Below are 26,229 nucleotides of genomic sequence, written 5' to 3'. Positions count from 1 at the left end.
TCAGGCTTGCGACTGGTGGCTCGGCCCGACCCGGGTGAGCGAGCGGAGCCGGCCCAGCACCCCGTCGCGGCGCGGCGGGGCCAGCGGCGCGCTCGCCGCCCCCGCGCCCGACCGGAGCCCGGCGACCAGGTCGGCGACCGCGGTCGCGGCGTCATATCGAGGTTGCCAGCCCAGCGCGGTCTCCGCCAGCGTCGTGTCCCCGAGCGCCGCGCGGTCGGCGAGTTCGAGCCAGCCCGGATGGGCGGGCAGCGCGCCGCCGAGCCACGCCGCCCGGGCCGCGACCTGCGCCAGCGGCTTCGGCACCGGCACGCGCGGCCCGCCGAGGACGGCGGCCAGCGCGTCGGCGTCGAGCACCTCCGGCGCGGCCAGGTTGACCGGGCCGGTGAAGGACCGGTCGAGGATGCGGTCGATCGCGGCGGCGACGTCGGAGGTGTGCACCGCTTGGGCGCGCAGATCCGTCCACAGCGGAACCGGCAGCCGCCGTCCGCCGACGAGCCCGGCGGGCACCGCCGGATCGAGCAGCCAGCGCGAGAACTGGCCCGCCGCGCGCCGGTGCAGGATCGCGCACGGCCGGATCCGGGCCACCGCGACCTGCGGGTGCTGCTCTTCGAACCGGTCGAGCAGGGTTTCCAGCGCGGCCTTGCCGCGGCTGTAGGCGCTGCCCGCGATGCCGTCGCACGGCCAGTCCTCGGTGACCTTCGCCCAGCGGGGCGCCGGCCCGTAGGCGGCCACGGAAGACGCGACGACCACGTGCGGCACCCCGGCGGCCACCGCCGCGGCGAGCACGTGCCGGGTGCCGTGGTCGTTCGTGCGCCACATCGGCGGGTCACCGCGCAGCGGCGAGATCGCCCACGCCAGGTGCACGACGGCGTCCGCACCGGCGAACAACGCGGCGAGCTCCTCCTCCGCGCCGGGTACGCCGATGTCGGCGGCGCGCCAGCCGGCCCGGCGGTACGGCTCGGCCGTCGTGTCGGGCAGCCGGCGCGCCAGGCCGACGACGTCGTGGACGGGGTCGAGGGCGGCCAGCAACGCCGTTCCGACGTTGCCGGTGGCCCCGGTGATCACGATCCGCACCCGGAAGGCTTACCCCGTGTGGCCAGAGCGAAACTCAGACCAGGTCCCGCGGGATCCGCTCGTGCCAGTTGCGCGAGACGATCCGCCGGGCGCCTTCGTAGCCGTCGAGCTGCGCGTCGACGACGAACTCGGTTTCCGTGCAGGACACCCGCGTCCGGGTTTCGCTGCGCGCCTGCCACTCGCCGCGGGCGAAGGTCACCACCCATTCGGTTTCCGCGACCGGCGAGCAGAACTCGTCGGCGACCCAGCGGTACCGCTCCCGGACGTCCCGGGTGACCTCCAGGTCGAGGTCGTCGAAGCGCTGGGTGCCCTCGTCCTTCACGATCTCCAGCGCGGACTCGTAGCCGACAAGGTCGCGCGAGACGGTCCAGCGCTGCTCCCCCGGCGTCACCCGGGTGACCGGGATCGGCGGCGCCCCTTCGGGTTCGCCGAACGGCCGCGACGGCAGCTCGTCCGGCTCGGCGACCGGGCGCACCGGCAGCTCCAGCCCGCTCTGTCCGGTGTGGACACTCAGCAGCACCGGTTTCGGCGGCGGCCAGGCGAGCGGCCAGTACGAAGTGGACACCGACAGCCGGATCCGGTGCCCGGCCGGGAAAGCCTGGGCGACGGCGTTCATCTCGATCTCCACCGCGCACTGCTCGCCGGGTTCCATCGGCGCCGGCTCGTCGTGCCCGTCGCGGTGGGTCAGGTTGAGCAGCCCGTAGGTGACGCGCGTGGCCCGCCCGTCCGGTGCGACGTCGGACAGGCGCACCGCGACCATCGCGACCGGCTGGTCGGCCGAGACCGCCAGCCGCACCTTCGGCGCGCCGAGGATCTCACAGCGCTCGGTGAGCACATCGGTGTCGAACACGAGCGACCCGCCGTCCTCCTCGCGCTGGTCGTAGGGCAGGTCGGGCGGGGCGCTGTAGGACGCCCACTTCCCGGCGAACTGCCCGACCGACAACGGCGACGACAGCGTCAGCGCCTCGTCGTCGAAGGTCTCCCCCGGCCGGCCGAGGCGGTGCCGGGCGAGCGGCAGGACCGTGGGCCGGACGTGCGGCGACGGCCAGGTCGCCTCGCCGACCCACCGGCCGGGCCGGTCCTCGTAGGACGTCGACGGCGGCACGCTCTCCTGCATCCACGTGCACAGCATCGGCCCGTCCATGGCGCCGTTCTCCGCGCCGCGCAGCCAGTGGTCCCACCACTTCACGACTTCCTGCAGGTAGCCGATCGCCGGGCCCGGCTCGCCGAGGTGCGGGTACTTGTGCGACCACGGGCCGATCAGCCCGCGCCGCGGGACGTCGAGGTGGGCCAGCAGCCGGGTGACGGCGTTGGAGTAGCCGTCCGCCCAGCCGCTCGAGGCGAGCACCGGGACCTGCACGTCGCTGTAGTTCTCCGAGATCGAAGCGTGCCGCCAGTAGTCGTCGCGGCGCTGGTGGCCGAGCCAGTTTCCGATCCACAGGCTGCAGTGGTCCAGGCGCTCCCGCCACATCTCGCGCCACCGCTCGCCGACGACGGCCGGGTCCGGCGGCAGCGTCGCGTAGGAGAACATCGTGCCCGACTCGGCGACGTTGTCCGACAGCAGGCAGCCGCCCATGTAGTGCATGTCGTCGGCGAACCGGTCGTCGGTGAACGACGAGATCACGATCGCACGCAGGCTGGGCGGTTTCCGCGCCGCAACCTGCAGCGCGGCGAACGCGCCCCAGGAGATCCCCATCATCCCGGTGTCTCCGGTACACCACGGCTGCGCGGCGATCCACTCGAGGACGTCCTCGGCGTCGAGCTGCTCGCGTTCGAGGTACTCGTCTTCGAGGACGCCCTCGGACTCGCCGGTGCCGCGGATGTCCACGCGCACGCAGGCGTACCCGTGCCCGGCGAGGTAGGGGTGGTGGATGGAGTCGCGGGGCGCGGTGAGGTCCCGCTTGCGGTAGGGGATGTATTCGAGGATCGCCGGCACCGGCTCGGCGTCCGACGAGACCGGCCGCCAGATGCGGGCGGACAGCACGATCCCGTCGGACACCGGGATCCGGACGTGGTCGGATTCGGTGATTTCGTGCGGTAGCGAGGTGACGGCTCGCAAGAGTCAGTTCCCTCCCCGGGGGTTACGGCTGCAGCAGGATCTTCTGGGCGCCGTCGAGCTTCTTCTGGAAGATGTCGTACGCACGCGGCGCGTCTTCCAGCGGCAGCTTGTGGGTCGCGAAGCCCTCGACGCCGAGCGGGTCGCCGTCGCCGGTGAGCACCGGCATGATGTCGTCCAGCCAGTGCCGCACGTTGGCCTGGCCCATCCGCAGCTGCACCTGCTTGTCGAACAGCTCCATCATCGGTATCGGGTCGACCATCCCGCCGTAGACACCGGACAGCGAGATCGTGCCGCCGCGGCGGACGCTGTCGATGGCCGCGTAGAGCACGCTCAGCCGGTCGATGCCGGCCTTCTCGGTGATCTTCTCGCCCAGCGGCTGCGGCAGCAGCCCGACGAGGGTGTGCGCCAGCTTGCCGACCGGGGCGCCGTGCGCCTCCATGCCGACCGCGTCGATCACCGAGTCCGCGCCGCGCCCGTGGGTCAGCTGGCGGACGGCGTCGCCGATTTCCTTGTGGTCACGCGTGTCCAGCGCGGTGGCGCCGTGCTCGCGGGCGCGGGCGAGGCGCTCGGGCACCAGGTCGATGCCGATCACCTGCGCGGCCCCGCGGTGGCGCGCGATGCGGCAGCTCATCTGCCCGATCGGGCCGAGCCCGAAGACCACGACCGTGCCGTCCTCCGGCACGTTCGCGTACTCGACGGCCTGCCAGGCGGTCGGGACGACGTCGGAGAGGTAGACGAACCGCTCGTCCGGCGGGCCGTCCGGGACCTTGATCGGGCCGTACTGCGCCTGCGGCACGCGCAGGTACTCGGCCTGGCCGCCGGGGACCTGGCCGTAGAGCTTGGTGTAGCCGAGCAGCGCGGCGCCCTTGCCCTGCTCCCGGACCTGCGTGGTTTCGCACTGCGACTGCAGGCCGCGTTCGCACATCCAGCAGTGGCCGCAGGAGATGTTGAACGGGATCACGACGCGGTCGCCCGGCTTGAGGTTCGCGACGGCGGGCCCGACCTCCTCGACGATCCCCATCGGCTCGTGGCCGAGGATGTCGCCTTCGGTCATGAACGCACCCAGCACCTCGTAAAGGTGCAGGTCGGAACCGCAGATGCCGGTGGAGGTGACCCGGATGACGGCGTCGGTCCCCTCCTCGATCTTCGGGTCCGGCACCTCGTCCACGCGGACGTCGCGTTTGCCGTGCCAGGTCACTGCCTTCATGGCTCTCCCTTTCCGCGGACGTTGTCTCCGTCCCGGCTTCCCGCGGAGGGCGAGGGGCAAACTCAGGTGAACAGGCCGGCCACCAGGTACACGGCCGCGGCCACCGCCGCCGCGGCCGGGAAGGTCAGCACCCAGCCCAGCACGATGTCGCGCGCGATCCCCCACCGCACCGCGGAAAGCCGCCGCGTCGCGCCGACACCCATGATCGCCGCGGTGATCACGTGCGTCGTCGAGATCGGGGCCTTCACCGCGAACGCCGTCACGTACAACACCGAGGACGCCACCGACTCCGCGACGAAGCCGTGCGGCGGGTCGAGCGGGAACACCCGGCGGCCGAGGGTGCGCATGATCCGCAGACCACCCGAATAGGTGCCCAGCGACAAGGCCGCGGCGCACACGAGGGTCACCCACAACGGCACGGCGAACGTCGACTGCTGGCCGGCCGCCACCAGGGCCAGCACGATCACGCCCATGCCCTTCTGAGCGTCCTGCAGGCCGTGGCCGAGCGCGAGCGCCGACGCCGAAAGGATCTGGAACCGGCGGAACACGCGGCCGCTGCGGTGCGGGTTGGCCCGGCGCAGCAACCACAGCGCGCCGACCATCGCGGCGTACCCGAGGACCAGCCCGAGCAGCGGCGACGCCACCATCGGGAGCAGCACCTTCTCGGCGATGCCGGCCCAGTGCACGGTGCTGGCGGCGGCCAGCGCCGCGCCCACCATCCCGCCGATCAGCGAGTGCGAGGACGACGACGGGAGACCGAAGTACCAGGTGATCAGGTTCCAGGTGATCGCCCCGAGCAGGGCCGCGAAGACCACGGTGAGCGCGTCCGGTCCGGCCGGGACGTCGATGATTCCCTTGGCCACCGTGGCGGCGATCCCGGTGGACAGCAGCGCACCGGCCAGGTTCATCACCGCCGCCAGCACCAGAGCGGCGCGCAGCGTCAGCGCCCGGGTCGACACCGCGCTGGCGATGGCGTTGGCCGCGTCGTGGAACCCGTTGGTGTAGTCGAAGACGAGCGTCAGCACGATCACGGTGACCAGGGCGGCGGTGCCCGTCACTCAGGACTCCTTGACCGCGATGGTCTGCACCACGTCGGCCACGTGCTCGAACGCGTCGGCGGCCAGCTCGAACTGCTCGACGACCTCCTTGGTCTTGAGCACCTCGAGGGCGTCGCCGCCCGGCTCGAACAGGTGGGCCAGTATCCGCCGGTAGACCCGGTCGGCCTCGTTCTCCAGCTCGTTGATCTCGATCCAGAACGGCTCGAGGTCCCCGACCTTGGCCAGCCCGGGCATCGCCGCGGCGGTCAGCTCGGCGGACCGGCAGAGCACCCGGACCAGGATGTCGGTGCCGGGCGGGAACGCGCCGATGCGGTAGAGCACGGCCAGGTCCGCGGCGGTGTCCATGAAGTCCAGCACGTCGTCGATCTTGGCGGCCAGCGCCTGGATGTCCTCGCGGTCGAACGGCGTCACGAAGGAGCTGTTGAGCTCGACCATGATCGTGTGGATCAGCTCGTCGCCCTGGTGCTCGACCTCGTGCAGGCGCTTGGCGATCGGCTCTCGTTCCGCCGGGTCGGCGGCGACGAGGTCGCTCAGCAGCGCGGTCGCGGTGACGAGGTTCTTCGCCGCGTCGGCGAGCAGGTCGAAGAACCGGGTGCCCCGTGGGGTGAACCGCATGGATGTCCCTTCGTCGGCGCACGGGCGTCGGGGGCCGGGTACCCCCTCCGGTCGCACGTTTAACGGGCGATCTCCGGGAAACCAGGAACCATGACCGATCCCGGATCCCGGCGCCTGAGAGTACTGCTCTGGCACGTGCACGGCTCGTGGACCGACGCCTTCGTCCGCGGCCGCCACGACTACTTCCTGCCGGCGTCACCCGACGGTGCGCCCTGGGGCCTGGGCAAGGCCGGGCGCGACTGGCCGTCGGTGACCGAGGTGCCGCTCGACCGGCTGGCCGAGGCCGAGCCCGACGTGGTCGTGCTGCAACGCCCGGAGGAGCTGGAATTCGCCGCGCGCCTGGGCGTGCCGTCCGTCTACGTGGAACACAACGCGCCGCGGCCGTACGCCGCGTCGAGCGAGCACCCGCTGGCCGGCCGCTCCGACGTCACCGTCGCGCACGTCACCCACTTCAACGCGGCCATGTGGGACTGCGGCCGCGCGCCCACGACCGTCGTGCCGCACGGCATCCCCGATCCGGGCCCGCGCTACACCGGTGAGCTCGCCGCCGGTGTGTCGATGATCAACGAGCCGGTGCGGCGGCAGCGCGTCACCGGCGCCGACCTGCTCGGCACGCTCGCCGAGGCGGCCCCCGTCGACGTGTTCGGGATGGGCACCGAGCAGCTCGGTGCGCCGCTGCGCGGGCTGGGCGACGTCCCGGCGCCGAAGCTGCACGACGAGATCGCCCGGCGCCGCGTCTACCTGCACACCGCCCGGTGGACGTCGCTGGGTCTGTCCCTTTTGGAGGCCATGCACCTGGCGATGCCGGTCGTCGTCTTCGCCGCCACCGAAGCGGTCGACGCGGTGCCGGCCGACGCGGGCGTGCTGTCGACCGACGTCTCCGTGCTGGCGCGCGGCTTCCACGAGCTGCTGCACGAGCCCGACTTCGCCGCGCTCGCCGGGAAGAACGCCCGTGAGCACGCCTTGAAGCACTACGGGCTGGACGCCTTCCTGACCGCTTGGGACCACCTCCTCGCCGAGACGGCCCGTTGACCCCGAAGGGAACGCCTCACCGATGAAGATCGCGATGGTGTCCGAGCACGCCAACCCCCTCGCCGCCCTCGGCGAAGCCGACGCCGGCGGCCAGAACGTGCACGTCGCGGAGCTGTCGGCCGCATTGACGCGGGCCGGCCACGAGGTCACCGTCTACACGCGCCGGGAGAGCCGCGACGAACCGCCCGAGGTGCAGACACGACAGGGGTTCCGCGTCGTGCACGTGCCGGCGGGACCGCCGCGCAAGGAGCCCAAGGACCGCCTGCTGCCCTACATGGGCGAGTTCGGCAGCTTCCTGCGGGACCGGTGGGCGCTCGAACGCCCCGACGTGGCGCACGCGCACTTCTGGATGTCGGGCCTGGCGACGTCGCTCGCCGCGAGCGCGACCGGCACCCCGGTGGCGCAGACCTTCCACGCCCTCGGCGTGGTCAAGAAGCGCTACCAGGGCGACCAGGACACCAGCCCGGCCGACCGGATCCGGCTGGAGCGGATCATCGGCCGCCAGGCCGGGCGGGTGGTCGCGACCTGTTCCGACGAGGTCTTCGAGCTGTCCCGCCTCGGCGTGCCGCGGTCCCGGATCTCGATCGTCCCCTGTGGCGTCGACCTCGGCCGGTTCTCCCCCGACGGGCCGGTGGCGCGCCGCCGGCTGGCCCACCGGCTGGTCGCCGTCGGACGGCTGGTGCCGCGCAAGGGGTTCGACATCGCGATCACCGCGCTCGCCCAGCTGCCGGACACCGAGCTCGTCATCGCCGGCGGCCCCGAACGCGGCAGGCTGTCCCAGGACCCGGAGGCCCAGCGGCTGCGGCAGCTGGCCGACCGGCTCGGCGTCGGCGACCGCGTGCGCTGGCCCGGCCAGGTGTCGCGCGAGGACATGCCGGCGCTGCTGCGCTCGGCCGACGCCGTGCTGTGCACCCCGTGGTACGAGCCGTTCGGGATCGTGCCGCTGGAGGCGATGGCCTGCGGCGTCCCGGTGGTCGCGGCCGCGGTCGGCGGCCTGACCGACACCGTCGTCGACGGCGTCACCGGGCTGCTGGTCCGCCCGCACCAGCCGAAGGAACTGGCCACCCGGGTCCGCCGCCTGATCGACGACCCGGCCCTCTGCCACGCCTACGGCACCGCGGGCCACGACCGCGCGGTGGCCCGCTACTCGTGGGACCGCGTCGCCGCCGACACGCTGCGCGCCTACCTCAAGCTGGTCCCCCAGACCGCAGCCACCGCCGAGGCCCGCTGAACCCGTCGTGAGTGGTAAGGCGCGTTCTAACGCGCCTTACCACTCACGACCGCGTCAGCCCACGTAGCGGCGGGCTTGGGAGGCGCGTTGGGGGGCTTCCAGGAGGCGGAGGCCGTGCTCGACGTGCGGGGGGACCACCCGGCGGTCGCGGAGGACCCACGGCAGGCCGCGAACCACGTCCAGGAGGGCCGCCGCGGTGGCGGCGTCGCGCGGGGCGGTGCGCAGGACGTCGCGGCCGCGGCGGACGACCGCCGGCCAGGGGCGGCGCAGCAGGAGTGTCCACACCGTGTTGCGGATGCCCAGGCGGCGGCGGTGGCGGGGGTCGCGCAGCTTCGACGGCGCGTGGTGGATCACCACGTCCTCCGCCCAGCACATCCACCAGCCGCGGGCGGCGAGGTCCAAGGCGAACAGCTCTTCCTCACCGCCGAGCCACATCCGGGTCGAGAAGCCGCCGACCTCGCGGAACGCGCTGACCCGCACCGCCGTCAGGCCCGCCATGATGCCGAGCAGCGCCGGTCCCGGCAGCCAGTCCGGCCCGGGCACCGGCGACTCGCGCAGCTCCGGCGTGATCGGGTCCTCGGCCAGGCCGGGCTCGACCAGGCAGCGGCCGGTCACCGACCCGAGCGCCGGGAACTCGCCGAGCAGGTCCGCGGCCCGTGTGAGCGCGCCCGGCTGCCACGTCGTGTCGTCGTCGCAGAAAGCGACGTACGGTGTCGTCACCTCTTCGACGGCGACGTTGCGCGCCACCGCTCCGAGGTTCTCCGCCAGCCGGAACAGCCGGACCTCGGGGAACTCGCGGGCGACCATGTCGGCCGTGCCGTCCTGAGACCCGTTATCGGCGACGAAGATCGGTGCGGCGTCCGGCAAAGACGTCATGTGGCCCAGGGTCTCCCGCAACTGCGCACGACGGTTGCAGGTGATGATCACGACCGAGATTCGCGCCATTCGGCGGTCCTTTCCAGAGTCCGGGCCTGGTGTTCGACGTGGGCGGGCAGCACGCGCCGCGAGCTCAGCGCGCGCGGCAGGCGCGGCACCGCGCCGAGGACGGCGCCGGGCGCCCGCACCAGCGTCCGGGCCACCTCCCGGCGGCACACGCGCGGTGGCCGGCGCAGCAGGGCGATCAGCAGCCGGTTGCGCAGTTCGGCCCGGCGGCGCCACGACGACGGCGGCCGCGACCGCGACGGGTGGTGGTGGGCAAGAAGGCGCCCGACGTAACAGACCTCCCAGCCGCGTGCGGCCAGGTCGAAGGCCAGCAGCTGTTCTTCGGCGCCGAAGTGGAGCAACGGGCTGAAGCCGCCGGCCTGCAGGTACGCGGTGCGCCGCACGATGGCGGAGCAGGCGAGGAAGCCGAGCACCAGTGGCCCGGGCGCGCCGTCGGGGTGGCCGAGCGGGCTGCGTTCCATCTCGGGTGTCACCGGGTCGTCGCGGCACTCCGGGCCGACCAGGGTGCGGGCGGCGAGCAGGCCGGTCCGCGGGTGCTCGTCGAAGATCCGCTCGGCCTCGGCCAGCGCGTCCGGCGCCCACCACGAGTCGTCGTCGCTGAAGGCGACATAGGGGGTTTCGGCCACGACGACGCCGAGGGTGCGGGCGGCGGCACCGAGGTTGTGCGGCAGGCGGATCACCCGCACGTTCGCGTACCGCCCGGCAACCGCGGCCGTGTCGTCGCCGGATGCGTTGTCCAGCACCACGACCGGCGGCCGCGGGTCCAATGAGGACAGTTGACGGAGGCTGCGCGCCAGCTCGGCGGCGCGGTTGCGGGTCGCGATGACGACGGTCGTGCGCGCGGTCACCGCGCCCCCACCAGCTCGTCGACCAGCGCCGTCAGGCGCGGGACCGGCGGATCGGCCACGGCTTCCGGGGACAGGCACCACTTCAGCCGCGCGTCGAGCACACCGGTGTCGGCGACGTCTTCGGCCGCGACGACCGGCCAGCCCAGCGCCGCGCCCTGCGCGGTCACCTTCCCGCCGCCGGCCACCGGGTCGACGGCCACCACCGGGACGCCGGCCTTGAGCCCGAGCACCAGCCCGTGCAGCCGGGTGGTCACCACTGCGTCCATTGTGGACAGCGCGGAGACGAACTGGGCGGGGGTGGCGCACCGCTGCCAGTCCGCGTGCGCCAGCCGGGTGTCCAGTGGCACGCGGGCGCAGTCCAGGCCGGCGAGCCAGCCGGTCAGGGCCGCGTGGACCTCGTCGTGCCGTCCCGCGCCGCCGTACTCCGGCTGGTGCGGCGCCAGGACCACGCCGAGCACCGGCGTAACCGACACCGCCCCCGCCAGGGAAAGGTCCGGTGCCGCGGTCCCGCCGTCGTCCCGCGCCAGCACGCGGTGGAACCCGGTCACCGCCGGATCGCGCGCGTCCGGCACGGACACGCCGACGGCGATCCGGCGGCAGGCCGCGTACCGCTCGTGCAGCCACCGCACCTGCGGCCCGTGCAGCGGGCCGCAGGCGAACACCACGTGCGTGTAGTCCCCGGCGGGGGCGTCCGGCAGGTGCAGGGTGCCGGGGCGGAAGCCGGGACTCCACGCGACGTCGTGGTCGATCCCCGCCCCGGCCAGCGCGGCCCCGGCCGCGTCGAGGCTCAGGACGTCACCCGCCGTCGCTTCGCCGTGCAGGAAACTGGCCCAACCCGTGAGCAGAACTCGCATGCCCGGCACGTACCCGCTCGTCATCCCCTTACACGGGTTTGCGCCCACCGGGGCCGGGTAGCCGCCACGGCATGACGGATCCGGGAGTGACCAGGCGGTTCGAGCGTGCGGTGGTGACCGGGGGTGCCGGCTTCGTCGGCGCGCACCTGTGCGAGCTGCTGCTCGAAGAGGACGTCGAAGTGATCGCCGTGGACAACCTCGCGACGTCCTCGGCGGACACCCTCGACCGCCTGCGCCGCCACGACCGGTTCCGGTTCGTGCGTCACGACGTCACGCAGCCGATGCCGCTGAACTGCCGGGCCGACGTCGTGTTCCACCTGGCGTCCGCCGCGTCGCCCCGCGACTACCTGGCCCTCCCGATCGAAACGCTGCGGGCCGGTTCGCACGGCACGGAGAACGCGCTCGACCTGGCCCGCCGCGACGGCGCCCGGTTCGTGCTCGCCTCGACCAGCGAGGTCTACGGCGACCCGCTGGAACACCCGCAGCAGGAACGGTACTGGGGCAACGTCAACCCGATCGGGCCGCGCAGCGTCTACGACGAAGCCAAGCGCTACGCCGAGGCGCTGACGTCGGCCTACCGCCGCGAACACGGCGTCGACACGGGCATCGCGCGGATCTTCAACACCTACGGCCCCGGCATGCGCGCCCACGACGGCCGGATGATCCCGGCGTTCGTCGACCAGGCGCTGGGCGGCGAACCCCTCACGGTCACCGGAACCGGCGACCAGACCCGGTCCATCTGCTACGTCGAGGACACCGTCCGCGGTCTCGTGGCCCTCGCCCGGTCCGGGCACCCCGGGCCGGTGAACATCGGCAACCCGCACGAGCTCACCGTTCGCCAGGTGGCCGAACGGATCAAGGCCATCACCGGGTCGGACTCGCCGATCGAGTACGTCGACGCCGTCGTCGACGACCCGCAGCGCCGCTGCCCCGACATCGCCCTCGCCCGCGACGTCCTCGGCTGGGAACCGAAGATCGACGCCGACGACGGTCTCCGCCGCACCGCGGCGTGGTTCCGCCGGGCGCCGTTGCCCTGAGTAGCGACGCCCAGGGCTTTTGCGCGCCATCGTTTATCAACGACTTCGCCGGGTAGCGCTATAGGCGAACGCGGGCCGGTCGAGTCCGCACCGGAACGCCAGAGGCAGGTCGATGCGCATACTCGGGATCAACGCCGTCTTCCACGACCCGGCCGCAGCGCTGGTGGTGGACGGGGAGATCGTGGCCGCGGCGGAAGAAGAACGCTTCAGCCGCCGCAAGCACGGCAAGCAGGCGGTGCCGTTCTCCACCTGGGAGCAGCCCGCCCAGGCCGCCGCCTGGTGCCTGGCGCAGGCGGGACTGTCCGCGAAGGACCTCGACGCCGTCGGGTACTCCTACGACCCCGCGCTCGTCGAACCGGGCCTGCCCGGGCACGACCCGAGCGGCGAGGAACTGCGGACGGAATTCGCCAAGCGGGCGCCGATGTTCCTGAAGTCCGCGTTGCCGGGCCTCGACCCGGGCATCGTCAAGTTCGTCCGGCACCACGTCGCGCACGCCGCGTCGGCCGCGCTCGCCGCCCCCTTCGGCGACTGCGCCGTACTCGTCGCCGACGGCCGCGGCGAGAGCACGTCCTATCTGGCCGGTGAGTACCGCGACGGGCGGTTCAAGGAACTGGCGGCCCAGAAGCTGCCGCATTCGCTCGGGCTGCTGTACGAAGACCTCACCGAGCACTGCGGCTTCGCGCGCTCCAGCGACGAGTACAAGGTGATGGCGCTCGCCTCCTACGGCACCCCGGAGTTCCTCGACGAACTCTGCGAACACGTCCACGTCACCGGCGACGGCGGCTTCCACGCTTCGGGCGTGAACCTCGCCGCGCTGGCCCCGCGCCGCGAAGCGGGCGAAGAACTCACCCGCCGGCACGCCGATCTCGCCGCGAGTGTCCAGAAAGTCCTCGAAGACATCCTGCTGGAATTGGCGGACTGGCTGCACGACGCCACCGGGCAGCGCGACCTGGCGATGGCGGGCGGGATCGCGCTCAACTGCGTCGCCAACAGCCGGCTGCACGCCGAAGGCCCGTTCGACCGCATCTGGGTGCAGCCGGCCGCCGGGGACGCGGGCACCGCGCTCGGCGCCGCGCTGCAACTGGCCGCGGAAGCCGGGGAACGCGGGAAACCCATGGGCGACGCCGGTCTGGGTCGCGGGTGGACGGACGAGGAACTCGAAGAAATCCTCGACAAGGCGAAGCTGCCGTACGAACGCCCCGACGACCTCGCCGAGACCGTCGCCGAAGCACTGGCGAACGACGACGTGATCGCCTGGTTCCAGGGCCGCGCCGAATTCGGGCCGCGGGCGCTGGGCCACCGGTCGCTGCTGGCCCACCCGGGCCGCAAGGCGAACCTCGAACGCCTCAACGACGTCAAGGGCCGCGAGCAGTTCCGGCCGGTGGCGCCGATGGTGCGGGCCGAACGCGCGGCCGAAATCTTCACCCGCGGCCCGCTGCCCAGCCCGTACATGCTCTTCGTGCACGACGTCGCCGAAGCCTGGCGCGACCGCATCCCGGCCGTCACGCACGTCGACGGAACCGCCCGCGTGCAGACCGTCGAAGACCGCGAAAATCCGGTCCTGGCCCGGATGCTGGCCGCCTTCGAACGCCGGACCGGCCTGCCCGTCGTCATCAACACCAGCCTCAACACCGCGGGCCGCCCGATGGTCGACTCGCCCCGCGACGCGCTCGAATGCTTCGGCTCCGCGCCGATCGACCTGCTCGCCCTGGGGCCGTTCGTGCTCCGGCGGCCCCGATCCACCCGCACCGGCGCGGCGTCGCCGGAGAAGAAGGAGGTGCCGTGATGGAGGACCATCTCGCCGCGCTGGCCGAAGCCGCCGGCCGGACCCGCGAATCCGCCAGGAGGATCACCGCGTGGGGACGGCACCTCGCCGGCGTGTTCGAGGCCGGCGGCCGGCTGCTCGCCTGCGGCAACGGCGGCAGCGCCGCCGAGGCCCAGCACCTCACCGGCGAGCTCGTCGGCCGGTTCCGCCACGAACGGCAGCCGCTCTCGGCCATCGCGCTGCACGCGGACACCTCCGCGACCACGGCCATCGTCAACGACTACGGCGACCACGAGGTCTTCGCCCGCCAGGTGCGCGCGCACGGGCGCCCGGGCGACGTCCTGGTCTGCCTGTCCACCAGCGGCACCAGCCAGAACGTCGTCGCCGCCGCGAAGGCCGCGCACGAGCTCGGCGTGACGACGTGGGCGCTGACCGGCCCGGCCCCCAACCCCCTCGCCGCCCTGTGCGACGACGCCGTGACGGTCGAGGCGCCGACCACGGCGACCGTCCAGGAAATGCACCTGGCGCTGGTGCACGGCCTCTGCGCGGCGCTCGACGACGCGCTCGGGGTGACCGCGTGAAGCCGCTGGTCGTCCTGGGCGACACGCTGCTGGACGTCGACGCCGAAGGCACCGCCGAACGGCTGTGCCCGGAGGCGCCGGTCCCGGTGGTCGACCTGACGGCCCGGCGCCGCCGCCCCGGCGGCGCCGGCCTGGCCGCGCTGCTGGCCGCGCGGTCCGCGGCCGAGGTCGTCCTGGTCACGCCGCTCGGCGACGACGCAGGCGGCCACGCGCTCACCGGCCTGCTGGAACCGGACGTCACCGTGCTGCCGCTGCCGCTGCGCGGCACGACGGTGTGCAAGACCCGAGTCCGCGCGGGCGGGCAGTCGTTGCTGCGCCTGGATTCCGGCGACGGCACGGCGACCGCCGACCCGGTGCCCGCCCGGGTGCACGAGGTCCTCGAATCCGCCGGCGCGGTCCTGGTGGCCGACTACGGCCGCGGCCTGACGCGCAACTCCGACGTCCGGCGGCTCCTGCGGGACCTGGCCGAGCGGATCCCGGTGGTCTGGGACCCGCACCCGCGCGGGGCCCAGCCGGTGCCCGGCACGTGCCTGGTCACGCCGAACCTCACCGAGGCCCGCGCGGTGCTGGCCGGGCACGAAGAACCGGCCGAGCTCGCCAAGCTGCTGCGCGGGCACTGGCACGCCGACGCGGTCGCGGTCACCGTCGGCGCCCGCGGTGCCGTGCTCGCCGACGGCCTCGGCGAGACGACCATCCCGGTCCCCGCCGCGGCGCGGACACCGGGGCACACCGCGCCCGACACCTGCGGCGCGGGCGACCGGTTCGCCGCCGCGGCCACCGCGGCCCTGCTCGACGGGGCGGACGCCACCGAAGCCGTGGCGACGGCGGTCGAGGCGGCCGCCCGGTTCGTCGCGGCCGGCGGCGCGACCGCGCTGTCCACGGACGACGGCCCGGTCCCCGACCCGCAGCCGGCGACCGACGCCTTCGGCCTCGCCGAGCGGGTCCGCGCGGGCGGCGGCCGCCTGATCGCCACCGGCGGCTGTTTCGACCTGCTGCACCCCGGGCACGTCAGCCTGCTGCGGCAGGCGCGCGCCCTCGGCGACGCGCTCGTCGTCTGCCTCAATTCCGACGCTTCGGTGCGGGGCCTCAAGGGACCCGGCCGGCCGCTGGTGCGCGACCGCGACCGGGCCCGGCTGCTGAGCGCACTGTCCTTTGTAGACGCGGTCGCGGTCTTCGACGAAGACTCCCCCGCCGCCGTGCTCGAAAAGCTGCGCCCGCACGTGTGGGTGAAGGGCGGCGATTACGCGGCCGCCGACCTGCCCGAACGCGCGGTCGTCGAACGGCACGGCGGCGAGGTCGTGCTCGTCCCGACCGTGCCCGGTTACTCGACGTCCCGGCTGGTCGCCGCGGCGGCCGGTGCCTGAAATCCCCCGATCTGGCGAAGGAGTGCGATGCGACCCCTCGGCAACGTCCTGATCACCGGTGGCGCGTCCGGCCTCGGTGCCGCCACCGTCGACGCCGTCCGCAAGGCGGGCGGCACCCCGTACGTCCTCGACCGCGTCCGCCCCGAGGACCCGGCCGAATACGTCGAAGCCGACCTGACCGACACCGCCGCGACCGAGGCCGCGGTGCGGGAGCTCGCCGAGCGCGCCGGCGGCCTGGACGGCGTCTTCACCGCCGCCGGCACCGACGCCTGCGGCCCGCTCGGCGAAGTGTCCACAGAGGACTGGGAGCGGGTCGTCAAGGTGAACCTGTTCGGCACGGCGGCGGTGATCCGCGCCGCGCTGCCCTTCCTGGAACGCTCGCACGGCACGGTCGTCACGGTCGCGTCCACGCTGGGCATCAAGGCGGTGAGCGACGCGACCGCCTACTGCGCCTCGAAGTTCGGCGTCGTCGGCTTCACCCGCGCGCTCGCCGCCGAGCTGGCCGGCCGCGTCGGCGTCACGCTGCTCGTGCCCGGCGGGATGTGGACGCACTTCTTCGACGACCGCACCGACCAGTACAAGCCGCCGCCGGACGCGAAGCTCAACCAGCCGGAGCACGTCGCGAACACCGTGGTGTTCGCGCTGCAGCAGCCGCCCGGCGCCGAGGTCCGGGAACTGGTCGTGTGCGCGTCGGAGGAGGGGTCGTGGCCGTGAGTGCCGCGGTCCTCGTGCTGCGCGCGCTCGGCGTCGGGGACCTGCTGACAGCGGTGCCCGCGTTGCGCGCCCTGCGGGCGGCGTACCCCGGCGACCGGCTGGTGCTGGCCGCGCCGGAGCCGCTGCGCGACCTGGTGGAGCTGATCGACGCCGTCGACGAGCTGCTGCCGACGTCCGGGCTCGGCGAGCTCGCCTGGCCCGGCCCGCCGCCGCGGCTCGCCGTCAACCTGCACGGCAGCGGCCCGGAAAGCCTCCACGACCTCCTCGAAGCCGACCCCGCCGAGCTGCTCACCCACCGCCACCCCGACTTCCCCGACGTGCCGGGCCTCGACTGGCGCGACGACGTGCACGAGGTCGACCGCTGGTGCCGGCTCGTCGAATACCACCATGTAGAAGCGGACCGGTCGGCCCTGCACCTGCCCGTGCCGCCGGGCCCGAACCCCGTCCCGGACGCGGTCGTGGTGCACCCGGGCGCGGCGTTCCCCGCCCGGCGGTGGCCGCCCGAACGGTTCGCGAGCGTGGTCCGGGCGCTGGCCGCGGCCGGGCACCGGGTCGTGCTCACCGGCAGCGCCGCCGAGCGCGACCTGGCGGTTTCGATCGCCGACACGGCCGGGCTCGGCGAGGACGCCGTGCTGGCCGGGCGCACCGGCCTGGCGGACCTGGCCGCGCTGGTGGCCGGGGCGGCCCTGGTCGTCTGCGGCGACACCGGCGTCGGGCACCTCGCCACGGCGTTCGGCACGCCGTCGGTGCTGCTGTTCGGCCCGACCCCGCCCCGGCTGTGGGGCCCGCCGCCGTCCGCGCGGCAGCATGTCGTGCTGTGGGCGGGAAACGTCGGCGACCCGCACGGCACGGAACCCGACGGCGGGCTGCTCCTGCTGCGCGAGGAACGCGTGCTCGCCGCCGCGCGGGCGGCCCTCGAAGCGAGGGTGGCGCATGGCTGAGCACATCGGGATCGTCGGCGCGGGCTACGTCGGCCTGACCAGTGCCGCCTGCTTCGCCCGGCTCGGGCACCGCGTCACCTGCGTGGACGCCGACGAGTCCAAAGTGGACGAACTGGGGCGCGGGATCGTCTCGATCGCCGAGCCCGGCCTGGCCGACCTGGTCGCACAGGGCCTCGGCGACCGGACGCTGACCTTCACCACCGCCCAGGCCGAGCTCTACGGCACGGACCTCGTCTTCCTCTGCCTGCCGACGCCGCCCGCCGAGGACGGGCGCCCCGACCTCGGCGTGCTCGAAACCGTCGTGCCGCAGCTCGGCAGGCTGCTGCGGCCCGGCTGCGTGCTCGTGACCAAGTCGACGGTGCCGGTCGGCACCGCCGCCCGGCTGCCGCACCTGCTGGGCCGCGACGACCTGCCGGTGGTGGCCAACCCGGAGTTCCTCCGCGAAGGGCACGCGGTCGAGGACTTCCTGCACCCGGACCGGGTGGTGGTCGGCACCGACCCGGCGGATTCGCCCGCCGCGCACCGGGTCGCCCGGCTGTACGAGCCGACCGGCGCGCCCGTGGTGGCGACCGACGCGGCCAGCGCCGAACTCGCGAAGTACGCCAGCAACGCGTTCCTCGCGGTGAAACTGTCCTACGTGAACGTCCTCGCCGAACTGTGCGAGCGGTTCGGCGCGGACGTCCGCGAGGTCTCCCGCACCATGGGCCTCGACGCGCGGATCGGCCCGGAGTTCCTCGCGCCGGGCCCCGGCTGGGGCGGGTCGTGCCTGCCGAAGGACACCTCGGCCCTGCTGCACGCGGCCGAGTCGGCGGGCGTCGACTTCGGCATCCTGCGCGACGCGGTCCGCGTCAACGCCCGGCAGCGCGCCCGCGTGGTGCGGGCCGTGCGGCAGGCGGTGACCGGCTCGGCCGCGGGCTCCCTCGCCGGGACCCGCATCGGCCTGCTGGGCCTGGCCTTCAAGGCGGGCACCGGCGACCTGCGCGACTCCCCCGCGCTGGCGGTGGCCGGCGACCTGGCCCGCGCGGGTGCCGAACTGACCGCGCACGACCCGGCCGTCGCGTGCGTGCCCGGCATGGGCGCGGTCCAGGTCGTCGACGACCCGTACCTGGTGGCCAAGGACGCCGCGGCACTCGTCGTGCTCACCGAGTGGCCCGAGTTCCGGGACCTCGACTGGGCCCGGCTGGCCGCGTCGGCCGACCGGGCGGTCGTCGTCGACACGCGCAACCTGCTCGATCCCGACGCCCTCGCCGAAGCGGGGTTCACCCACACCGGCGTCGGCACCCATCCCAGGAGGCTCTCATGACCCTGCGCGTCCTCGCGCTGACCTGCACGCTCAAGCCGTCGCCGGCAAAGTCGAGCAGCGACCTCATCGCGCGGCAGCTGCTCGACCTTTTCGCCGAACGCGGCGCGACCGGCGAGCTGGTGCGCGTCGTCGACCACGACGTCCGCCCGGGTGTCGAAGCGGACATGGGCGACGGCGACGCGTGGCCGGACATCCGGCGGAAGATCGCCGCCGCGGACGTCCTGCTGGTCGCCACCCCGACGTGGGTGGGCCACATGTCGAGCGTGGCGCAGCGGGTCCTGGAGCGCCTCGACGCCGAGCTGTCCGAAACGGACGACGAGGGGCGGCCCGCGATGTTCGGCAAGGTGGCCGTGGCCGCGGTCGTCGGCAACGAGGACGGCGCCCACAAGATCATCGCGGACCTGTTCCAGGCGCTGAACGACACCGGCTTCACGGTGCCGGCCCAGGGCGCCACCTACTGGAACGGCGAAGCCATGCAGGGCGGCGACTACCAGGACCTCGACGAGACGCCCCAGGCCGTGGCGGCCACGAACGCGACCCTCGTCCGCAACGCCGTCCACCTCGCGGAGCTGCTCCGCGAGCGTCAGTATCCGGCGAAGTGACTACTCCGTTCGAGTGACGTCACTGCGCCGGACGAGTGTGGCGCAGGCCACTGGGTAGCCGGGTGTCATGCCGAACCGAGTGATGATCAGCCACGACAGCAAGCCGATCCCGTGCGAGGAGTGCGGCCTGCCGACGCTGCACGTCGCCCGCCTGGTGTCCGGCGACGGCACCCTGCTGGGCCAGACGATGGTGTGCACGGCCTGCCGGCGCCACCGCTCGGAGGCCGACGCGATCGCGATCCGGTAGCGCTCAGGCGCGCTTCAGCGTTGTTCGAGCTGTTCCAGCAGCAGCCGCGCGGGCAGCGTCATGGTGCCGAGGCCCAGCCGGGCGGGCACGCCGTCCTCTTCGGCGGTCACCAGCCGCTTCTCCAGCTGCCCGAGCAGCGCACGGCATTCGTCCAGCTCGACCGGTTCACCCACCAGGGCGACCGCCTGCACGGCACCCGCCAGGTGGTGCATCAGGTCGGCCACGGCGTCCCGCGCGTCGGGCCAGGGGTACTCGAAGGGGTGTTCCCGGCGCCCCGCGGTGGTGCGCACGGCGGCGACCAGCTGCGACACGGCGGGCCACAGCCCGAGCAGCGTCCGCAGGGGACGTTCGTGCCGCACCCCGGCGGTCGGCCGGCCCCGGCGGAGGTTGAGCCGCCGCCCTTCCCGCGTGAGCCCGACGGCTTCTTCGGCGGCCAGCACCTGGCTGCGCGCGTCCTGCACCTGCGACAGCAGATCGCCGAGGTCTTCGGGCGGCTCGTCCCGCCGGACGACGTCGGAAAGCGATTCGAGCAGCCCGGCCAGCGCGGTGGCGAGGCGCCCGGCCGCGGCGGCCAGCCGTTCCCCGTAGAGGGGCGGGAAGATCAGCGTGTTGACGGCGACGCCGATGGCCGCGCCCAGCGCCGTCTCGAGCAGGCGGTCTCCGAGCAGGACGGGTTCGCGGGCGGTGCCGTAGGAGATCAGCAGCATGCCGGTGACACCGACCCAGACACCGGCACTCCCGAACCGCCGCCAGCTCCCGGCCAGCAACCCGACGAAGACCACGGCGGCGAGGGCCACGGCCTGCCACGGGATGAGCTGCGCGGCCACGGCGGCGAGCAGCACCCCGGTGGCCACCGAGCCGACCTGCTGGAGCCAGCCCCGAAGCGACCGGTAGACGGTGGCTTCGACGAGGAAAACGGCGGCATAGGGCGCGAGGAAGGGCTGCGGAAGGCGCAGGACGAGGGTGGCGAGCACCCAGGCAGCGGACGCGGCGAGGGTCGCTTTGGCGCTTTGGACGAGAACCCGCCGTTCCCGCCCGGGAATCCGGAAGGCCCGCGCGAACCACCCGAAGGGCGACCGGTCGTGGTGCTCGGCATCCGGGGGTGGGGCGCTGCCGAGGTGCGGCTTGACCGCTCGGACGACCCGGTGGAGGGCGGTCTCCTTGCGCCCGGCCCCATCCGCGGGGGAATCGGTGTCCTGCGGGCCCGGGCGGCGGGGCCGGTCGCCGCCCGCCGGAGAACTCGCGCCCCGCGAACCCGGGCCGCCGGGCCGCCCCGGCCGCTCGCGTTCTCCCCGCTGCTGCGAAGCGCCGCCGCCCGCGCTCTCCTCCCCCGGCTCCCCGTGGCCCCTCCGGCTCACCTCCTCCCCCTCCGGCGCCGAGCCGCCGCGTCTGTCCTGCTGTCCCGTCATGCCGGCGGGGCGATGTGCACGAGCTTCGTCTGGGTCATCTCGTCCAGCAGCTCCGGTCCGTACCCGTACCCGTTGCCGCTGCGGCCACGCGGGTGGGCCGCCCCGCCGGGTGCGCCGCCGAACACGTTGTTCACCTTCACCGTTCCCGCCGGGAGCTCGCGCCACGCGCGCTGGGCATTGGCCATCGAGCCCGTCAGCACCGTCGCCGCCAGCCCGTACGCACCCTTCGCCGCCTCCGCCAGGCCCGCGTCGAAGCTCGGGACCACCTGCACCGGCGCCACCGGGCCGAACGTCTCCTCGGCCATCACCCGCAACTCCGGCGTGCACTCCGTCAGCACCGTCGCCGGGTAGTGCGCCCCCGGGCCCTCGGGCACCGAACCGCCGGTCAGCAACCGGGCTCCGCGCGCGATCGCGTCGGACACGTGGGAGTGCACGTGGTCGCGGTGGCGCCGGTCCACCAGGGGCGCGAGCGTCCGCGACTCGGCTTCCTTCACCAGTGCCGCCAGGAACGGCTCCGCGATCGCCGAGCACACGTAGATCCGCTCCACCGCGACGCAGATCTGGCCCGAGTTGGCGAACGCGCCCAGCGCCGCCTGGCCGGCCGCCCACCCGGGGTCGGCGTCCTCGTCGATCACCAGCGGGTCGTTGCCGCCGTTCTCCAGCAACGTCTTCGCGCCCGTCGCGGCCGCGCTCGCCGCGATCGAACGGCCCGTCGCCGTGCTGCCGACGTGGGCGAGCACGTCCACGTCGTCGCGCATCGCCAGGATCGCGCCGACGCCGCCGTCGCCGTGGACGGTCTGCAGCACGCCGCCCGGGAAGACGCCGCCGAGGACCTCGCCGAGCAACTGCCCCGTGTGCGGCGCGCGCTCGCTCGGCTTGTGCACCACCGTGTTCCCGGTGACCAGGGCCGCCCCCAGCAGCCCGCAGGCGACCGCGACCGGGTCGTTCCACGGCGTGAGCGCCACGACCACGCCCCGCGGCTCGGGCACCATCAGGTCCGTCGCGCCCACGTCGCCGAGCAGGCTGCGGCCGCGGTGGACCGGGCCGAGCTCCGCGTACTGGTCCAAGGTGCCCGCCCCGGCGAGTACACCTTCGCGCGCTTCGCCCCGGGGGCGCCCGGTCTCCGCTTCGTTCGCCTTCGCCAGCTCGTCGGCGTGGGCGCGCAGCCGTTCGGCGGCGGTGTGCAGCAGCGCGCCGCGCTCGGCGGCCGGCGTCCGCGCCCACTGCGCCTTCGTCCGGTTCGCCAGCGCGAGCGCCGCGGCGATCTCGTCTTCGCCCGCGGTCGGCACACTGCCCACCACGCTGCCGTCGGCCGGGTTCCGGATTTCGATCGTCCCCGCGGTCATCCGCACCTCCTTCTCGTCGCCCGGCGGTTACCCGGTCCGGGCGCTCCGACACGCCGTTTGATCACCTCGGCCGGGGGTATCCGCGCCGGGTGACTGCTTCGCTCGACTACACCGTGGTGATCCCCACGACGGGCCGGGAGACGCTTCGGCCACTGCTCGACACCCTGCTCGGCGGGCCGGCCCCGCGGCCGGCGGAAATCCTCGTCGTCGACGACCGGCCCGGTGGCGGCGAACTCGCCGTCCCCGGAGGGGTCCGCGTGCTCCGCTCCGGCGGCCGCGGTCCGGCGGCGGCCCGGAACCTCGGCTGGCGCACCGCCAAGAGCGAGTGGATCGCCTTCGTCGACGACGACGTCGTGCTCGCCCCCGACTGGCCGCGGCAGCTCGACCGCGACGTCGCCGCCCTGCCCCCGGACGTCGCCGCGTCCCAGGGCCGCATCACCGTTCCGCTGCCCGCGGACCGGCGGCCCGCCGACGACGAGCGCGGCACCGCGGGACTCGAGCACGCGCGGTGGATCACCGCGGACATGGCCTACCGCCGCGCCGCCCTCGCCGAGGCCGGCGGCTTCGACGAACGGTTCCCGCGCGCGTTCCGCGAAGACTCCGACCTCGCGCTGCGCGTCGCCGACGCGGGGCACCGGATCGACCAGGGCGAGCGGCTGACCACCCACCCGGCCCGGCGGGCCGGGTTCTTCTACAGCCTGAAAGCCCAGCGCGGCAACGCCGACAACGCGCTGATGCGGGCCAAGCACGGCGTGCTCTGGCGGCAGCGCACCGGCGCCGGGCCCGGCCGGCTCGGCCTGCACGCACTGTCCACAGTGGCCGGTCTGGCCGCGCTCACGCTGCCGCTGGTCAACCAGCGTGGGAAAGCCCTGCTCGCGGCCGGGCTCTGGGCCGGGCTGACGGCGGAGTTCGCCGGCCGCCGGATCCTCCCCGGTCCGCGCACGCCCGGCGAAGTGGCGCGCATGGTCGTCACCAGCGCCCTGATCCCGCCCGCCGCGTGCTACCACCGGCTGCGCGGGGAGATCGCCGCGCGGCGCCCCCGGCCCCCGGTGGCCGTGCTGTTCGACCGGGACGACACGCTGATCGTCGACGTCCCCTACCTGAACGACCCGGACGGCGTCCGCCCGGTGCCCGGCGCGGTCGAACTCGTGCGGGGCCTGCGGGACCGCGGCATCCCGGTCGGGGTGGTGAGCAACCAGTCCGGTGTCGCGAAAGGACTGATTTCGCCGGAGCAGCTCGACGCGGTGAACGCCCGCGTCAAGGAGCTCTTCGGCCCGTTCGGCACCTGGCAGGTCTGCGTCCACGACGACGGTGACGGCTGCGCGTGCCGCAAACCCGCCCCGGGTATGGTGCTGCGCGCCGCCGGGGAACTCGGCGTCGACCCCGCGTCCTGTGTGGTCATCGGCGACACCGGCGCCGACGTCGACGCCGCCCTCGCGGCGGGCGCCCGCGCGGTGCTGGTGCCGACCGCCCGCACCCTCGAACCGGAGATCGCCCGGGCCCGGCGGCACGCGGCCGTCGCCCGCGACCTGTCCGAGGCGCTGCGCGTCGCCGGGGTCGCCGGATGACCCGGGTGCTCGTCGCCCGCCAGGACAACCTCGGGGACGTCCTGCTCGCCGGGCCCTGCGTCCGCGCGGTCGCGGCTGCCGCGTCGCACGTGACGCTGCTGACCGGGCCGCACGGCCGGGCCGCCGGCGAACTGCTGCCGGGCGTCGACGACGTGCTCACCTGGACGGCGCCGTGGATCGACCCCGAGCCGCCGCCGGTGACCGCCGAGGACACCGGCGCGTTCGTCGCGTCGATCCGGGCGCAGTCGTTCGACCGGGCGCTGATCCTGACGTCGTTCCACCAGTCGCCGCTGCCGCTCGCGTTGCTGCTGCGGCAGGCCGGGGTGCGGTGGATCGGCGCGATCTCCGAGGACTACCCGGGGAGCCTGCTCGACCTGCGCCACCGCGTCGACGGCGATCCGCCGGAGCCGGTCCGCATGCTGTCGCTCGCCGAAGCGGCCGGGTTCTCGCTGCCGCCGGACGACCACGGCGCGCTGGCGCTGCGGCGGCCGCTGCCGGACGTCGGCAGGCTCACCGGCGGCGGGCGGTACGTCGTCGTGCACCCGGCGGCGTCGGTCCCCGCCCGCCAGCCTTCGTCGTCCTGGAGCCGCGAAACCGTGCGCGCCCTGGCCGCCGACGGGCACCGGGTGCTGGTGACCGGTTCGCCGTCGGAACGGCTGCTGACCCAGGAGGTCGCGGGCACGTCGGCGGTGAACCTCGGCGGCCGGACGTCACTGGCGGAACTGGCGGCGGTGCTGACCGGCGCGCAGGTCGTGGTGGCGCCCAACACGGGCCCCGCCCACCTCGCGGCGGCGGCGGGCACGCCGGTGGTGTCGCTGTTCGCCCCGGTGGTCCCGGCCGGGCGGTGGGCGCCCTACGGCGTGCCCACGATCGTGCTCGGCGACCAGCAGGCGCCCTGCCGGGCCAGCCGCGCCCGGGTCTGCCCGGTCCCCGGCCACCCGTGCCTCGAAACGATCGACCCCGCCGACGTCTGCCGCGCGGTGACGGCCCTCGCGCAGCCGGGCGCGGTGGCGCCGGACGACATCCAGCTGACTTCACCGGGTCAGGGTCGTGAGTGGTAAGGCGGGTTCTAACCCGCCTTACCACTCACGACAGTCTTGGACCCGGGAGCCGGGCCACGGCCCGGTCAGCCGCCGATCTCCTTGCTCACGCCGCTCGGCCCCTCGTAGGTCCGGTCCGGCAGGCCGCGCACGACGTCCAGCGTGCCGGCGTCGGCGCCGTTCTTCTCGGCCGCCCGCACCAGGTCGTCGCGGTTCGCCGGGTAGTCGACGCCGGACAGGTACTTCTGCAGTTCGATCGGGTTCGGCTTGCTCACGGGAGCTCCTTCCGTTGGGGGAACCGCGCGATTACCCGGCCCGGCGGCGGACACACCCTCAGGACGGCACCGGCTGCTCCCCGACCGGATGAAGGGGCCGGACCGTGGCGTCCGGGTGCCGCGTCAACGGCTGCAGCGGCAACGCCGTCGTGTCGGCGAGCTGTTCCAGGTGCCGCAGCAGGATGCCCTCGCGCAACGCCCACGGGCAGACCTCGACGCCCGGGACGTCCAGCGCCGACAACGTCACCTCGGTCGCCACCGCGCCGGCCACCACCTGCCGCGCCCGCGGTCTCGAAATCCCGCGCAGCCCGGCCCGTTCGGCGGCCGGGACGCGCGCCAGCCGCGGGATCCACCGGCCCAGGTCCGCGACGGCCAGCTCCCGCAGGACGAACGGGCCCTTGCGCTGCGGCGGAGCGCCGGTGAGGCGGGCCAGCTGCTTGAACGTCTTGGACGTCGCGACCACCCGGCGCGGCGGCCCTTCCCAGCGCAGCCGGTCCAGCACCTCGGACAGCGTGTCGCGGACGTGCCGGCGCAGGGCCTTCAGCTGCTTGCGCGTCGGCGGGTCGGCGGTGAGGAACTCGCGGGTGAGCCGGCCGGCGCCCAGCGGGAGCGACACCGCCAGCTCGGGCTCGACGTCCCGGCCGAGGACGAGCTCCATCGACCCGCCGCCGATGTCGACGAGCAGCAGCCGCCCGGCCGACCAGCCGTACCAGCGGCGCGCGGCGAAGTACGTCAGCCGCCCTTCTTCCTCGCCGGAGAGGAACTGGGGCCGGATGCCGGCCCCTACCTGGATGCGGTCGATGACCTCGTCGCGGTTCACCGCGTCCCGCACGGCCGCGGTGACGAACGGGTACAGGTGGTCGACGCCGAGCCGCACCGCGGCGTCCACCGCCCGGCCCACCGCGGCGGTGACCCGCTCGATCCCGGTCTCGCTCAGCGTTCCGTCCGGCAGCAGCTCCTCGGCGAGCAGCGTCGGCTCCTTCACCGCGTGCGCCGGGAGCGGCGGGGCCCCGGCGGACACGTCCACCACCTGCAGCTGAGCCGAATTCGACCCGATGTCCAGCACGGCCAGTCTCATCGCGGCGGGATACCCCGTGACCGTTGCGTTTAGTCCACG

The 26,229-nt window shown here is 74.2% G+C and carries 25 protein-coding genes; 13 read left to right on the top strand and 12 right to left on the bottom strand.

Annotation, left to right across the window (positions count from 1 at the left end; all coding sequences use genetic code 11):
- The 5 genes from OO60_RS26570 to OO60_RS26550 form a co-directional block, all read right to left on the bottom strand.
- Positions 1–1,074: an NAD-dependent epimerase/dehydratase family protein gene (locus tag OO60_RS26570; RefSeq protein ID WP_033262297.1), complete on the bottom strand. Its 1,074-nt coding sequence runs from the start codon at positions 1,072–1,074 to the stop codon at positions 1–3.
- 34 nt (positions 1,075–1,108) lie between these two features.
- On the bottom strand, positions 1,109–3,133 hold the full coding sequence (locus tag OO60_RS26565) for a CocE/NonD family hydrolase (RefSeq protein WP_004561875.1): 2,025 nt from the start codon (positions 3,131–3,133) through the stop codon (positions 1,109–1,111).
- Between the two features lie 22 nt (positions 3,134–3,155).
- Entirely contained in the window at positions 3,156–4,340 is a 1,185-nt protein-coding gene (locus OO60_RS26560; protein WP_004561876.1) for a zinc-dependent alcohol dehydrogenase, read from the bottom strand.
- 62 nt (positions 4,341–4,402) lie between these two features.
- The gene (locus OO60_RS26555) at positions 4,403–5,398 is read right to left on the bottom strand and encodes an inorganic phosphate transporter (RefSeq protein ID WP_004561877.1); all 996 of its coding nucleotides are present in this window, start codon (positions 5,396–5,398) and stop codon (positions 4,403–4,405) included.
- Positions 5,399–6,013 (bottom strand): DUF47 domain-containing protein, encoded by a 615-nt coding sequence (locus OO60_RS26550; RefSeq protein WP_004561878.1) that lies wholly within the window; start codon positions 6,011–6,013, stop codon positions 5,399–5,401.
- 90 nt (positions 6,014–6,103) lie between these two features.
- Between OO60_RS26550 and OO60_RS26545 the strand changes: the two genes are divergently transcribed.
- On the top strand, positions 6,104–7,045 hold the full coding sequence (locus OO60_RS26545) for a glycosyltransferase (protein WP_051767772.1): 942 nt from the start codon (positions 6,104–6,106) through the stop codon (positions 7,043–7,045).
- 22 nt (positions 7,046–7,067) lie between these two features.
- On the top strand, positions 7,068–8,276 hold the full coding sequence (locus OO60_RS26540; RefSeq protein ID WP_033262296.1) for a glycosyltransferase family 4 protein: 1,209 nt from the start codon (positions 7,068–7,070) through the stop codon (positions 8,274–8,276).
- Positions 8,277–8,330: 54 nt separating this feature from the next.
- Here the strand turns inward: OO60_RS26540 and OO60_RS26535 are convergent, their stop codons facing one another.
- Genes OO60_RS26535 through OO60_RS26525 form a run of 3 tightly spaced genes read right to left on the bottom strand, consistent with a single transcriptional unit; the run spans position 8,331 to position 10,920 of the window.
- The gene (locus OO60_RS26535) at positions 8,331–9,221 is read right to left on the bottom strand and encodes a glycosyltransferase family 2 protein (RefSeq protein ID WP_033262295.1); all 891 of its coding nucleotides are present in this window, start codon (positions 9,219–9,221) and stop codon (positions 8,331–8,333) included.
- Positions 9,200–10,066 (bottom strand): glycosyltransferase family 2 protein, encoded by an 867-nt coding sequence (locus OO60_RS26530; protein ID WP_003083392.1) that lies wholly within the window; start codon positions 10,064–10,066, stop codon positions 9,200–9,202. The genes OO60_RS26535 and OO60_RS26530 overlap by 22 nt, the downstream gene beginning before the upstream one ends.
- Positions 10,063–10,920 (bottom strand): polysaccharide pyruvyl transferase family protein, encoded by an 858-nt coding sequence (locus tag OO60_RS26525; protein WP_033262342.1) that lies wholly within the window; start codon positions 10,918–10,920, stop codon positions 10,063–10,065. Before OO60_RS26525 ends, OO60_RS26530 begins: the two co-directional genes overlap by 4 nt.
- Before the next feature lie 86 nt (positions 10,921–11,006).
- Here OO60_RS26525 and OO60_RS26520 point away from each other — a divergent pair, with 86 nt between their 5' ends.
- The 9 genes from OO60_RS26520 (at position 11,007) to OO60_RS26480 (ending at position 19,474) form a co-directional block, all read left to right on the top strand.
- A complete protein-coding gene (locus OO60_RS26520) occupies positions 11,007–11,957 on the top strand; it encodes a UDP-glucuronic acid decarboxylase family protein (protein ID WP_003083388.1) in 951 nt (316 codons plus the stop codon).
- Between the two features lie 112 nt (positions 11,958–12,069).
- The gene (locus OO60_RS26515) at positions 12,070–13,743 is read left to right on the top strand and encodes a carbamoyltransferase family protein (RefSeq protein WP_003083386.1); all 1,674 of its coding nucleotides are present in this window, start codon (positions 12,070–12,072) and stop codon (positions 13,741–13,743) included.
- Entirely contained in the window at positions 13,743–14,303 is a 561-nt protein-coding gene (locus tag OO60_RS26510) for a D-sedoheptulose-7-phosphate isomerase (protein ID WP_081911263.1), read from the top strand. Before OO60_RS26515 ends, OO60_RS26510 begins: the two co-directional genes overlap by 1 nt.
- Entirely contained in the window at positions 14,300–15,667 is a 1,368-nt protein-coding gene (locus tag OO60_RS26505) for a PfkB family carbohydrate kinase (RefSeq protein WP_033262293.1), read from the top strand. The genes OO60_RS26510 and OO60_RS26505 overlap by 4 nt, the downstream gene beginning before the upstream one ends.
- 27 nt (positions 15,668–15,694) lie before the next feature.
- Complete coding sequence (locus OO60_RS26500; RefSeq protein ID WP_033262292.1) at positions 15,695–16,381, top strand: SDR family oxidoreductase; 687 nt, start codon at positions 15,695–15,697, stop codon at positions 16,379–16,381.
- Entirely contained in the window at positions 16,372–17,322 is a 951-nt protein-coding gene (locus tag OO60_RS26495; protein ID WP_033262291.1) for a glycosyltransferase family 9 protein, read from the top strand. Before OO60_RS26500 ends, OO60_RS26495 begins: the two co-directional genes overlap by 10 nt.
- On the top strand, positions 17,315–18,625 hold the full coding sequence (locus OO60_RS26490) for a UDP-glucose dehydrogenase family protein (protein WP_033262290.1): 1,311 nt from the start codon (positions 17,315–17,317) through the stop codon (positions 18,623–18,625). The genes OO60_RS26495 and OO60_RS26490 overlap by 8 nt, the downstream gene beginning before the upstream one ends.
- Positions 18,622–19,227 (top strand): flavodoxin family protein, encoded by a 606-nt coding sequence (locus OO60_RS26485; RefSeq protein ID WP_033262289.1) that lies wholly within the window; start codon positions 18,622–18,624, stop codon positions 19,225–19,227. The genes OO60_RS26490 and OO60_RS26485 overlap by 4 nt, the downstream gene beginning before the upstream one ends.
- Before the next feature lie 67 nt (positions 19,228–19,294).
- Positions 19,295–19,474: a hypothetical protein gene (locus OO60_RS26480; RefSeq protein ID WP_033262288.1), complete on the top strand. Its 180-nt coding sequence runs from the start codon at positions 19,295–19,297 to the stop codon at positions 19,472–19,474.
- Between the two features lie 14 nt (positions 19,475–19,488).
- Here the strand turns inward: OO60_RS26480 and OO60_RS26475 are convergent, their stop codons facing one another.
- Complete coding sequence (locus OO60_RS26475; protein ID WP_051767777.1) at positions 19,489–20,517, bottom strand: FUSC family protein; 1,029 nt, start codon at positions 20,515–20,517, stop codon at positions 19,489–19,491.
- 362 nt (positions 20,518–20,879) lie between these two features.
- Positions 20,880–22,229: an aldehyde dehydrogenase family protein gene (locus tag OO60_RS26470; protein WP_033262287.1), complete on the bottom strand. Its 1,350-nt coding sequence runs from the start codon at positions 22,227–22,229 to the stop codon at positions 20,880–20,882.
- Positions 22,230–22,318: 89 nt separating this feature from the next.
- On the opposite strand from OO60_RS26470, the gene OO60_RS26465 reads away from it, so the two are divergent.
- Together OO60_RS26465 and OO60_RS26460 are read left to right on the top strand one after the other, a co-directional pair.
- Positions 22,319–23,797 (top strand): HAD-IIIA family hydrolase, encoded by a 1,479-nt coding sequence (locus tag OO60_RS26465; RefSeq protein ID WP_033262286.1) that lies wholly within the window; start codon positions 22,319–22,321, stop codon positions 23,795–23,797.
- Positions 23,794–24,858 carry a glycosyltransferase family 9 protein gene (locus OO60_RS26460; RefSeq protein WP_051767771.1) on the top strand — a complete coding sequence of 355 codons (1,065 nt, stop codon included), beginning with the start codon at positions 23,794–23,796 and terminating at the stop codon, positions 24,856–24,858. Before OO60_RS26465 ends, OO60_RS26460 begins: the two co-directional genes overlap by 4 nt.
- A gap of 65 nt (positions 24,859–24,923) precedes the next feature.
- Here OO60_RS26460 and OO60_RS26455 read toward each other — a convergent pair whose 3' ends face one another.
- Entirely contained in the window at positions 24,924–25,112 is a 189-nt protein-coding gene (locus tag OO60_RS26455) for a DUF2795 domain-containing protein (protein WP_033262285.1), read from the bottom strand.
- Between the two features lie 58 nt (positions 25,113–25,170).
- Positions 25,171–26,190, bottom strand: a complete 1,020-nt coding sequence (locus OO60_RS26450) for a Ppx/GppA family phosphatase (protein ID WP_051767770.1) — start codon at positions 26,188–26,190, stop codon at positions 25,171–25,173.
- Positions 26,191–26,229: the final 39 nt, after the last annotated feature.

This window comes from Amycolatopsis vancoresmycina (assembly GCF_000716785.1).
Lineage (GTDB): Bacteria > Actinomycetota > Actinomycetes > Mycobacteriales > Pseudonocardiaceae > Amycolatopsis > Amycolatopsis vancoresmycina.
This window is presented reverse-complemented; position numbering and strand designations above follow the sequence as displayed.

Excerpts from the sequence above, each read along its gene's own strand:
- OO60_RS26560 (WP_004561876.1), bottom strand. The coding sequence starts at position 4,340 with ATGAAGGCAGTGACCTGGCACGGCAAACGCGACGTCCGCGTGGACGAG.
- OO60_RS26550 (WP_004561878.1), bottom strand. The coding sequence starts at position 6,013 with ATGCGGTTCACCCCACGGGGCACCCGGTTCTTCGACCTGCTCGCCGAC.
- OO60_RS26545 (WP_051767772.1), top strand. The coding sequence starts at position 6,104 with ATGACCGATCCCGGATCCCGGCGCCTGAGAGTACTGCTCTGGCACGTG.
- OO60_RS26540 (WP_033262296.1), top strand. The coding sequence starts at position 7,068 with ATGAAGATCGCGATGGTGTCCGAGCACGCCAACCCCCTCGCCGCCCTC.
- OO60_RS26535 (WP_033262295.1), bottom strand. The coding sequence starts at position 9,221 with ATGGCGCGAATCTCGGTCGTGATCATCACCTGCAACCGTCGTGCGCAG.
- OO60_RS26525 (WP_033262342.1), bottom strand. The coding sequence starts at position 10,920 with ATGCGAGTTCTGCTCACGGGTTGGGCCAGTTTCCTGCACGGCGAAGCG.
- OO60_RS26515 (WP_003083386.1), top strand. The coding sequence starts at position 12,070 with ATGCGCATACTCGGGATCAACGCCGTCTTCCACGACCCGGCCGCAGCG.
- OO60_RS26510 (WP_081911263.1), top strand. The coding sequence starts at position 13,743 with ATGGAGGACCATCTCGCCGCGCTGGCCGAAGCCGCCGGCCGGACCCGC.
- OO60_RS26500 (WP_033262292.1), top strand. The coding sequence starts at position 15,695 with ATGCGACCCCTCGGCAACGTCCTGATCACCGGTGGCGCGTCCGGCCTC.
- OO60_RS26490 (WP_033262290.1), top strand. The coding sequence starts at position 17,315 with ATGGCTGAGCACATCGGGATCGTCGGCGCGGGCTACGTCGGCCTGACC.
- OO60_RS26485 (WP_033262289.1), top strand. The coding sequence starts at position 18,622 with ATGACCCTGCGCGTCCTCGCGCTGACCTGCACGCTCAAGCCGTCGCCG.
- OO60_RS26480 (WP_033262288.1), top strand. The coding sequence starts at position 19,295 with ATGCCGAACCGAGTGATGATCAGCCACGACAGCAAGCCGATCCCGTGC.
- OO60_RS26470 (WP_033262287.1), bottom strand. The coding sequence starts at position 22,229 with ATGACCGCGGGGACGATCGAAATCCGGAACCCGGCCGACGGCAGCGTG.
- OO60_RS26460 (WP_051767771.1), top strand. The coding sequence starts at position 23,794 with ATGACCCGGGTGCTCGTCGCCCGCCAGGACAACCTCGGGGACGTCCTG.
- OO60_RS26450 (WP_051767770.1), bottom strand. The coding sequence starts at position 26,190 with ATGAGACTGGCCGTGCTGGACATCGGGTCGAATTCGGCTCAGCTGCAG.